We start from the raw sequence: 10,793 nt of genomic DNA, 5'->3' as shown, positions 1-10,793 counted from the left end.
TCAAAAAAGAAAGGACGAAATGTGTCCTTTCTCGATCTTAGCTTTTCTTCAACCCACTACAGTTGACAAAGAGCCAGTAAAAAACGAATCGCCCACACATCCCTCATTAGGCGATTCGTTTTTCTTATTTCACAACAGAAACATTTCCTGTTGAACTGTCATATCTAACAGTTTCTCCATAAAAACCGGAAATTCCTTTTTCAATATAATCACGGAAATCATTAGGCAAAACTTTCATCTTCACGATTTCACCAGATTCATCTGCATAGCCCAAAATATGGTGATCTTTAGATAATAATCCGTCCATAAACATTGTAAAATATCCAGTTACAAGTTTACCATTATCATCATTGGCACCTCTTAGATAAAGTTTATTGTCATTAATTGTCAATCTAGATGTGTCTAGACTAATAACTGGACTTGAGTTTTTAAGATAAAGTTCAGACCCAACTTTTTGAATAGGGAAGTGAGTAGTGAATTCTGGTAGATTCGCAACCTTACGTCCATCTGCTCCAAAGTAATACTTATTTGGTAAGTTTTGGAAATTCTTTATGACAGCTTTAGGATCAATTTCTTCCCCTGGTTTTTTATTATCAGTAATGGCATCTAAAGTATTTCGTTTTATATCGCCAATCTTTTGATAAGAAAAACGTTCAACAATAGGTTTGATATACCAGGCATTCTTTTCGATAACAACTCCATCTTTCTTATGAACAAGGTGATAGTCATAACCATCAGACAAAGTAACGATATCTGTAATAACTGTATCATCAAAAGGATCTTGTTCAACCTGACTTGGGAGTTTGGTTAACATATAACCATCCTTACCAATGACATAACTTTCCCCATCGCTTGCTGGAACAGCTCTATCTGCTACCATAGCACCTGATTTTTCAAAGTAAGACCATTGACCATTTGCAGTCGCCCATCCTGTTGCCATAGCGCCACTGTCTTTGAGGTAATACCATGTAGACCCTTCCTTGTACCAACCTGTGCGCATAGCACCACTATTTGCGAGTGAGTACCAGGTGTTACCTTCCTTGTACCAGCCAGTACGCATAGCCCCACTGTCTGCGAGCGAATACCATGTATTGCCTTCCTTGTACCAGCCTGTCTGCATTTTACCAGAACCGTCAAAGTGGTACCAAGAACCTGCGTTTTGTACCCATTTGTTTTTAGCTAGACTGCCATCTTGAGAAAGATTCCAGTCAGCACCATTTTTAACCCAAGTATCTGCAGCCTGTACTTGATTGATAGACAATAGTAGGCCAGCACCTGCAAGCAAACCAAGTGTAAGTAGTTTAGATTTTTTCATAGCCGTTTCCTCCAATTAGTAACAAATTATTTATGACATTTAAATTTTATTGTTACCAAACTCGTCTAGCTCCGTCAATAGATCCAATGTATTCATTGTTAGTTATGTTTACAAATTTTCTTACAGAATTTGCGTGAACCACTTGGTTACCGCCGATGTTAATTCCCACATGCGCAAGATTATTAAAGAAAATTAAATCTCCAGGTTTTTCATTACCAGTTACATCAATTCCTTGCTTAAATTGAGATCTAGTATCAGTTCCTAAGTAAATGTCAAAGTTTTTATATATGGCATGTGTAAATCCTGAGCAATCTACACCCTTATTCAAGTCTGCCAAACCCCCAATATATGGGATTTTATCTACAAATGTCTCTGCATACTCAGCAATTGCCTGACCTTTATTTTCTACGCAAACACCGTTAGATCTGAAGAAATAAGGTTTCCCATTAACTCTATTATAATCAGTTAGCATGGAACCATCATTTGAAAGATAGTACCAATTACCATCTGGGTTAATCCACTCATTTGATTTCATCCAACCTTGATCATCAAAATAATACCATTTGTTATCTAAGAATTCCCAATGTTTAGCATACCCACCTGAAGTATATTTGAACCACCAGCGACCATCTGTTATCATCCAGGTTCCTTTATCATCTCTATTTTGATTAAATGCTATTTTTTCTTGATCGCCTTCTACTTGCGTTAATTCTCTAGGAGAAAATCCTACCAACTTAACTTTTTCTGCATCTTCAACCTTAATTTTACCTTCTTTAACAAGTTGATCAATTGCTTCTTTTTCGCTTGTATACTGTGAAGTTGTTTGTGATGTAGTCACTTTAGTGGTAGACGTTGTAGTTTCTGCATTAACTACATAAGTAGTTGATAACAAAGCTCCTGAAGTAAGTAATAAAGCTGCATAAGTAATATATTTTTTCATGACAAAAATCCTTTCTTCAAAATTCCTTAACGCTCTAGTGACCTTATTTTGATAATTTACGGAGACATACCTGTAACCTCCTTTTGGATTTTATATATCCTTTGATAAATACTATATTACTTTAGTTAATTTTGGCTTTATTCTACTCCTCTATAAAATAAATGTCAATAAAAAACTGAAAAATATTGTGAAAAAAATATTTTATCACGCTAGAGGTACTTACTCGCTTCTTTGATACGAAATTAAGTCATTGCCCGACATTATTTTATATAACCATTAAAAATCCTCATGCCCTACCAAATGATGCTGAAAGGCATAGACTGCTGCCTGAGTGCGATCGCTAACCTCCAGTTTGGCAAGAATGTTGGACACGTGGGTCTTGACCGTCTTGAGAGAGATAAAAAGTTCATCTGCGATACGCTGATTTTCGTAGCCCTTGGCGATGAGTTGGAGAACATCTCGCTCACGCGCAGTCAGGTCCTCATGTAGTTCTATATGATTGCGGTGGTATTCGACTTTTTTGCTGACCTCTTGCTCAATGGCCAACTCCCCAGCAGCCACCTTACGGACGGCATGGAGTAATTCATCAGCACTTGATGTCTTAAGCATATAACCTTTAGCCCCAGCATTCAATACTGGCATGATTTTTTCATTATCTAGATAAGAAGTCACAATCAAAATCTTGGCTTCAGGCCATTCTTTGAGAATGGCCAAAGTTGCGTCAATTCCATTCATTTCAGGCATGACGATATCCATGACAATGACATCTGGACGCAATTTCAAGGCTAAGTCAATACCCTGAAACCCGTTGGACGCCTCGCCCACAACTTCTACATCGTCTTGGAGGTCAAAGTAGCTTTTCAAGCCCAATCGGACCATTTCATGGTCATCTACTAGTAAAATTTTCATCTTTACTCCTTTATCATTCCTTATCGAGCAGGGGAATACGGATATCAACTGCCAGTCCTTGCTTGGGAGCTGTCAAAAGCTGAACCGTCCCTGCCATATCTTCAACCCGTTCCTTGATGTTTCGCAGTCCATAACTCAAGTCGTCAAAACTCCCCAGCTGGAAACCAATCCCATTGTCCACCACCTTCAGTTGCAATTCAAGATCCGTCTGATAGAGATAGACATCCAAACAGGAGGCCTGGGCATGGCGGAGAGTATTGCTAATCAACTCTTGCAGGATGCGGAAGATATGTTCCTCAATCTTCTTAGGTAATTTCGTCACATTTTGCTTGAAACTAACCTTGAGATCACTCTTGTCCTCAAGCTCTTTTAGGAGGATTTGAATCCCTTCAACCAGACTCTTCTGTTCCAATTCAACTGGTCGCAAATGCAGGAGCAAGACTCTCAAGTCCTTCTGAGCTGTTTCTAAAATGGCTGTGACACTTTGCAACTGGGTCTGCATCTTTTCTCTATCCAGTTTCAAAGCCTGCTGACTGACACCTGATAAAATCATGTGAGCCGCAAATAACTCCTGACTGACTGTGTCGTGCAAATCCCGAGCAATTCGCTTCCGTTCTTTCTCGATGATTTCCTCTTCCCTAGAAAGGCTGCGATTTTCAGCCTTTTGAAGAGCTTCTGTCAAAAGATTAAGTTTACCTGACAAGGACTTGAAACTGGCATCCAAATCTGGATCTGCAAGCTGAACGACTTCTTGACCTGCCAACAAACGCTTGAGATTAACCTGCATTTTTCTTAGAGAAAGCTCTTCCACACCTCTCCAAAACAGGGCTAAGAGAAAGGTCATGGACAAGCTGAATACCAACAACAAAAAAACAAATTTTTCTGTTTTTTCGACATCATGTAGGAAAATAGACCAGTCAAAGTTAAGGATTTCCAGCAAGCTGTGGGAGAAAAATAAGACAAACAGAAAGGAGGTGAGAGCAATGATTACATAAGCTTGTTTTTTCATCCTCTGACCACCTCCACATCTCCAATCATAGTGGTCAAGAAAATCTTGACACTCTTGTTACTCTTGAGATAGTCTCTTGTTTCTTGATGATAGTGTTCATTGCGGAGAGCACGCTTAGGCTGGTTGAAAAAAGTCAAATCTCCATAGAGACAATTAACGCTGAGACTGACTTCCACATCTACAGGTACAATAATTTTGGTCGTTCCTACCATCTTTCTGAGAATAATGACATTGTCATGATTGGTTAGGATGACCCTCTCCAGATGAATGGTATCCTTGCCCATGAGACGAAAGAGATTGATATCATCAAACTGGCAAGTCTGGTAGCTTGAAAAATGATGGAGATTGCCAAACCAACGATTTTTCTCCTTCTTAACCGTTACTACCTCTTCAAAAACCAAATTGGTCTGCTCTTTTTCCTGGTTCATCATCGGATAAAGAAGAAAGAGGCTATAGATAACCGCAACAAAAATAGCTAAAATCACAAAAGGATTGAGCATGACGATGAAAAAGAAGAGAATGCTTGCCACTACTAAAAGAAGATTGTTTCCCTCTTTACCAGTGTAATAGCGAATCAAAAGCAAAAAGAGGAATAGAATCAGCAGAAAACGCGAAAAATGCTCTGATACCATCAAAATCAGAGCTCCTGTCAGAAGACAGGCTTCGATAAATAAAAAGATTTTAAATTTTCTCATAGGTTCATCCTCTCCCTTCTATTTTATCACAATTCAAAAAAGTCACCTCAGTCTGAGGATGGAAAAAAAGGCGGTGGTTACGCCTTTTTCATCTGATCTTTTGCTTCTTTTAATTTTCCATAAAGAAGATAGTCTACTTTTTGCAGTTCTGCTATGGTGGCACAATTAAGGGCACACATGATCAAGCGTAGATCTGCTTTCCAGCCTTGAACAATGTCAATCACTTCTTCAACTGTGTAGCTTTCAATCAATTCCAGAACTGTCCGAGACAGTCCTACAGCCTTAGCACCAAAGACCAAGCACTTAATCATATCCAGCGGATTCCGAACGCCTCCACTGACCAAGAGTTGGACCTTGTCTTTCCAGTCTTGGGCATTGAGAAGGGCTTGCATGGTAGACTGGCCCCATTGATTGAGGTAGTCACGTTGACCACTGCGACGGTTTTCGATATAAGCAAAGCTGGTGCCACCACGACCTGACAGGTCAAAGGTTCGAACGCCTAATTCATAGGCTCTCTCGATGGTCTTGGCATCCATTCCAAAGCCAACTTCCTTTAGGACGATAGGAACGGGGATTTGCTTGCTATAATCTGCTAGATGCAATTGCCAGTTTCTAAACGTTCTTTCTCCCTCAGGCATGAGTAATTCCTGCATAACATTGACATGCACCTGCAGGATAAGAGGATTCATTTCTTCTACAGTCTGAAGTCCTAACTCGACAGACTTGTCCAATCCAATATTGGTTCCAAGAAGGAGATTTGGATGACTAGACTTGACAGAAAAAGAGTCATCTGTTGGATCCTTGAGGGCTGCGCTATAAGAACCCGTTACAAATAAAATTCCACAAGCTTCCGCCACTTGAGCCAGTTTTTGATTGATTTCTTTACCTTTTTCACTCCCACCTGTCATGGCATTGATATAAAAAGGAAAGTCCCACTTTCGACCAGCAAACTCTGTCGACAGATTGATTTCATCCAGGTCGTAAAGAGGCAAGGAAGAATGAATCAACTCCACCTCATCAAAGCTATTATAGGAACTTTTCTGCTCAAGGGCATAGCGGATATGCTCATCCTTACGATTTGTCGTCATGTCCTATCCTTTCTTGGTATAAGAGCTCAATCCCCAGATCGGCCCAACGGTTTTTTATGGTTTCAGTTGATTGCGCATCAAAACTCAAGGCAATACCACAGTCACCACCACCAGCGCCACTACTCTTGGCAACAGCCTGCAAATCTTGACTAGCTTCTTTCAGCTGTCTAAGCGAAGGTGTGTAAATATCTGCGCTCAAGCCTTCTAAAAGCTTGCTGGCTACTTCTACTTGCTCGATAATTTTTTCTGCTTTCCCCTGCTCCAAGGCTTCTACCAAAGAAACCACCATTTCTTTTGAGGAACTTAAAAAATTCTGATTGATATTTTGCTTGACTTGCTGGACCATGTGACTCGATACAGCCACTTCCTTGGTCCATCCCACTAGGAAATCACATTCTAAAGTTGGTTCCACTTGCGAAATTGAAAAGCCCCAATCACGCTCTAAAACAGTCGCTAAGTTTTCTTCTTCCAACCAAGCAGCCACCTTCTGGCGATCAAATGACTGGTAAAGAACCAATTCCTCTGCCACAATACAGGCAAGGTCCCCCATAGAACCATTGTCTCCGCGCTTGAGCAAGACCGCGCTAGCCAGCTTGAACAAGAGCTCCTGATCAACCAAAAGCTTATACAGAGCCAGCAAAGCCTTGACAACCAAGACAACGACGCTGCCACTAGAACCCAGACCAAACTTTTTCCCTTCTCGTTCCATTTTTCCTCGGATTTCCAAAGAAAAAGGTCGCAAGGTCTCCCCACGATAAACGAGGAAATCTTCCACTAAAGCAATTGTTTCTTGAATCAAGCTATAGTCAGGATTTGGCGTCAAATCCGCTGCGAAATCAAACATATCCGAATAGATACGATAACTATCAGAAAAAGCAATCTCGCCCTTCATATAGATGGGAATGGCCTTTATCAAGGCCAACTGCCCTGGCTCTAAAATAGCATATTCCCCTGCCCAATAGAGTTTTCCGCAAGTTTTAACAGCAATCATCTTGGCTCAAATCCTTTGTTTTTGACACAATCAAGCGATAACGCTGACCGAAGATTTCTGATAAATGCTCCAAGTCTTTCTCCTGACAGAGAACCTTGACATTGGGACCAGCATCCATGGTAAAGTAGCAAGCTTCTCCTTGCTCACGAAGCTGGCGGACAAAGTCCATGGCTTCATAGCTTGCATCCGTCAGATAAGAAAAGGCTGGTGATGCTGTTTTGGTCGTAGCGTGCATAGCCAGAGCATTTTCCTCCGTTAACTCCCCAACCTTGGCAAAGTCATTTTCTTTGAGGTAAACCAGCATATCCTGATAATCCTTCTCAGACTGACGTACCCAGTCGTCAAAGGTCGTCGAAGTTTCCACACAGAGTTTCATCCCGTCACGGCTAGAAATTGGTTTTTTCTTGTCCTCTAACACCAACATAATCATAGCTAGTTTCAAGTCTGTCTCTACAGGGTAAATTTCTCCGCTATCCTTATCCCAAGCACCTAGTGGTCCATAAAAACTCCGAGAAGAAGAGCCTGAGGCAAACTTAGCCTCCTGTGCCAACTGACTCCGATTTAAACCAAGCTTGAAATAAGCATTACAAGCCTTGACCAAGGCAGACAAACCACTAGAACTTGATGACAAGCCCGCTGCCGTAGGCATATTATTTTGAGTATCAATTCGAACAAAGCCCTCACCAGCTGGACGGTAACGGTCAATAATCTTGCTCATCTTGACATGCTCCGCCTCACTCTGTAGCTGACCATTGATGTAAAAAACATCAGCAGTCGCATCCGTCGGTAGAGGCGACAGGGCCGTCTCTGTGTACATGTTTTCCAAAGTCAGAGAGATGCTGCTAGTAGCAGGCACCATCTCTTTTTCTTTTTTCTTTCCCCAATATTTGATAATAGCAATATTTGCGTAAGAACGTACTGTTACAGGCTCTCTATCCATGTCTGAACAGCTCCTTTCTCTTCTAATCTTTCTGCTAGTTCTTGTGCGTGTATCAAATTGTCTGCCAAGGCTATGATACAGCCTCCAAGCCCACCACCGCTCATCTTGGCACCTAAAGCACCATGGTTAAGAACCGTTTCTACCAGATGGTCTGCCTCAGGGCTACTAACACCAATTTCTTTTAGATGTAAATGCGCTTGACTAAGGATTTGTCCCAGCCCTTCAGCATTTTTTCGTGAAATCGCATCCTCTGCCTGCTGGGTCAATTCTCCCAAGGCATGCAAAAACGGCAGGGCATCCTTGCCCTTGTTTTGAACCACTTGGATGGCTTCACGAGTATGACCATAAACACCGGTATCGGCAATCACCAAATAGGCGGATAAATCCATCTCAAGTTCTGTAAATCCTACGTTCTTAATAAAGCGAATAGGCTGGTCACTGAGACAGGTCTTGGCATCCAAACCACTTGGATTCATATGGGCAATCATCTCCGCCCGATTGACCAAGATTTCTAGTACATCATGAGGCAGATCAGCCTCATAGTAGTCAAATACCGCACGAATGGCCGCTATGCTGATAGCCGCTGACGAACCCATTCCCCGTTTTTCAGGGATAGCTGAGTCAATCTCACAACGAATGCAGGCTTCTTTGATATTTAGATACTCAAGTGAGGCATACACCGCCATGGACAAGGTATCCTCCTCATAGAGGCGCCAAGGACTTTCAGCAGGAACTACCTTACAAGTCACCTCCACCTCCAAAAGAGGCAGGGAAATAGCCGGATAACCGTAAACGACTGCATGCTCCCCAATTAAAATTATCTTACTATGTGCCTGACCGACACCAACCTTTTTTGTCATGTTATCCTTTTACTAGACGGAAAGACCGTCTTATTTTTCACACAAGTATTGATTCTTTCCTATCTATTTTATTATATTTTCATAAAAAAAGCGATTGTTTCCATTCACAATCGCCTCTTTCATTATTGAACCCATTCGCCATTATAATTGACAGAATAGCCATCTACAGTGGTATTCACTGCCAAGGCACCTGAGCTATAAGCGTAGTACCATTTACTACCGACCTGGAACCAGCCTGTTGCCATAGCTCCTGATGAACGGAGATAGTACCACTTGTTACCAAGGTTTTGCCAACCAATTTTCAGATCACCATTTGACTGGTCTAAATAATACCAAGTTGAGCCTTCTTGATACCAGCCAGTTGCCATTGCACCTGATGAACGGAAGTAGTACCACTTATTGCCAAGTTGTTTCCAACCAGTTTGCATTGTAGCTGTTATTGGATCTAGATAGTACCAAGTTGAGTTATCATTTGTCCAACCACGCACTAGCTCCCCAACCGTTAAACTGTCGATACGAGCATCGAAGCCACTATCCTTCTGTAAATAATACCAATGCCCCTCGTCATAAATCCAACCAGTTTTTAAAGTGTGATAGCTACGCTGATCTTCAAAATAATAAACACGTTTTTCGTCTGGGGTATCATATTGTTCCCCATGATGTTTGTTGGTGTTTGTAGCAGTTTTTGCTTCTAAAACTTGCTTGCTAACAAATTCTTGTAGTACCCCATCTTGATTAAAGTAATACCATCTTGGCATTGGCATAGATTCTAATCTCAAACCATTTGGGTAAGGACCAATTGTACTACCTTTAGATGGAAACGGGATATATTGCCAGCCGACAACCATTTCTCCTGATACATGATCAAAATAATAGGTCTTGCCATCAATCACTCGCCAGGCCTTTTCTTTGATCTCACCCTTCTTGTAGTAGGTTCTACCATTTTCTTGGACAAATTGCCAACCTTCTGAATCAGCATCATCCGCCAATACTGCACTTGTCGCTAGCAAACCGAAGAAAAAGACTGCTAATGCAATTTGCATCAATTTTTTTATTATTTTCATTAGACCTATCCTCCTGCAAGGATTCTAGCAAAAATTCAATTGTATGTCAATATGACAGCTTTAAAATAATATAATAACGAACTATCATTTGATTCACTAGTAAAATCTCCTAGCAGGCTTCCCTGCTAGGAGATTTTCTTATGAGAGGTACTTGTTTAAACTTTGAAAATCGGACTTATCGTCTGATGTTTATCAAACAATCTACTAATTAAGCTTCTTCGTCTTCTTTACGACGTCGACCTGCAAGACCAAGGCCAAGTAAAGCACTTGCGGCTGCTGCTACCATAGCTACAGTAGAATCTGCTGTACCTGTATTTGGCAATTCTTTAGCTGCTTTACGCGCATTTGCTTGTGCTGATGCTGTTTGACCAGCATTAGCTGCTGCTTGAGCAGTAGCTGGAGCTACAGCTGGTGTTTGGGCAGCTTGGTCATTAGCTGGAGTTGCATGATCAGTTGATGGAGAAACTTTCGCCATGAAGTCTTCGATACGTTTAACCATTGCATCCACTTCTGCTTGACTTGCATCTGCATTGGCAAATACTTTCTTAGCATCTGCTAATAAGTCATTCGCTTCTTTTGCAGTTTCTGCATCAAGCTTAGCTGATTCTTTGATGATCAATTCATCTAATTGACGAATAGCACCTTCTAACTTCGCTTTATCCACTTTTGCATCAGTGTTAGTAGCTCCGTTATTGCCAGAAGTTCCGTTTCCGTTACCACTGTTATTGCCTCCACCATTTGATGGTACATATGGACGTTGTTTAAAGATATCGTCTGCTGTCTTAGTTAAGTCTGCTGCTGGAATAACGGCTGTGTTTCCTGATGGTGTTGTCACTGTAGCGTTTCCTTTATCGTCTACTACTACAGTCGCACCTGGATTCACTGCTTTAACTTTGTCTTCGATGGCTTTCTTCTCAGCATCTGTAAGTTTTTCTGGGTTCGCTACCACAGTCTTATCTGCTGGTTTAACCACATCGTTACC

General features: G+C 41.3%; 11 protein-coding genes. All 11 read right to left on the bottom strand.

Annotation, left to right across the window (positions count from 1 at the left end):
* Positions 1–124 precede the first annotated feature (124 nt).
* On the bottom strand, positions 125–1,315 hold the full coding sequence (locus M1F55_RS08855) for an N-acetylmuramoyl-L-alanine amidase family protein (protein ID WP_247947708.1): 1,191 nt from the start codon (positions 1,313–1,315) through the stop codon (positions 125–127).
* Positions 1,316–1,367: 52 nt separating this feature from the next.
* Complete coding sequence (locus M1F55_RS08850) at positions 1,368–2,255, bottom strand: C40 family peptidase (RefSeq protein WP_247947707.1); 888 nt, start codon at positions 2,253–2,255, stop codon at positions 1,368–1,370.
* A gap of 276 nt (positions 2,256–2,531) precedes the next feature.
* Positions 2,532–3,164 carry a response regulator transcription factor gene (locus M1F55_RS08845; RefSeq protein WP_070528784.1) on the bottom strand — a complete coding sequence of 211 codons (633 nt, stop codon included), beginning with the start codon at positions 3,162–3,164 and terminating at the stop codon, positions 2,532–2,534.
* Between the two features lie 13 nt (positions 3,165–3,177).
* Positions 3,178–4,173, bottom strand: a complete 996-nt coding sequence (locus tag M1F55_RS08840; RefSeq protein WP_247947706.1) for an envelope stress sensor histidine kinase LiaS — start codon at positions 4,171–4,173, stop codon at positions 3,178–3,180.
* A complete protein-coding gene (gene liaF, locus M1F55_RS08835) occupies positions 4,170–4,868 on the bottom strand; it encodes a cell wall-active antibiotics response protein LiaF (RefSeq protein ID WP_001224644.1) in 699 nt (232 codons plus the stop codon). The genes M1F55_RS08840 and liaF overlap by 4 nt, the downstream gene beginning before the upstream one ends.
* Positions 4,869–4,945: 77 nt before the next feature.
* Entirely contained in the window at positions 4,946–5,956 is a 1,011-nt protein-coding gene (fni, locus tag M1F55_RS08830; RefSeq protein ID WP_247947705.1) for a type 2 isopentenyl-diphosphate Delta-isomerase, read from the bottom strand.
* On the bottom strand, positions 5,940–6,947 hold the full coding sequence (locus M1F55_RS08825; protein ID WP_247947704.1) for a phosphomevalonate kinase: 1,008 nt from the start codon (positions 6,945–6,947) through the stop codon (positions 5,940–5,942). The genes fni and M1F55_RS08825 overlap by 17 nt, the downstream gene beginning before the upstream one ends.
* Positions 6,934–7,887, bottom strand: coding sequence for a diphosphomevalonate decarboxylase (gene mvaD / locus M1F55_RS08820; protein ID WP_247947703.1), 954 nt, complete (start codon positions 7,885–7,887; stop codon positions 6,934–6,936). The genes M1F55_RS08825 and mvaD overlap by 14 nt, the downstream gene beginning before the upstream one ends.
* Entirely contained in the window at positions 7,869–8,747 is an 879-nt protein-coding gene (mvk, locus tag M1F55_RS08815) for a mevalonate kinase (protein WP_247947702.1), read from the bottom strand. The genes mvaD and mvk overlap by 19 nt, the downstream gene beginning before the upstream one ends.
* 122 nt (positions 8,748–8,869) lie before the next feature.
* Positions 8,870–9,811 (bottom strand): N-acetylmuramoyl-L-alanine amidase family protein, encoded by a 942-nt coding sequence (locus M1F55_RS08810; RefSeq protein WP_247947701.1) that lies wholly within the window; start codon positions 9,809–9,811, stop codon positions 8,870–8,872.
* 208 nt (positions 9,812–10,019) lie between these two features.
* On the bottom strand, positions 10,020–10,793 hold a 774-nt coding region (locus M1F55_RS08805), incomplete at its 5' end, for an LPXTG cell wall anchor domain-containing protein (RefSeq protein ID WP_247947700.1).

Source organism: Streptococcus mitis, assembly GCF_023109235.1.
In the GTDB taxonomy this organism is placed as follows: domain Bacteria; phylum Bacillota; class Bacilli; order Lactobacillales; family Streptococcaceae; genus Streptococcus; species Streptococcus mitis_DA.
The sequence above is the reverse complement of the archived record's forward strand: the minus strand, read 5'-3'. Positions and strand labels throughout refer to the sequence as shown.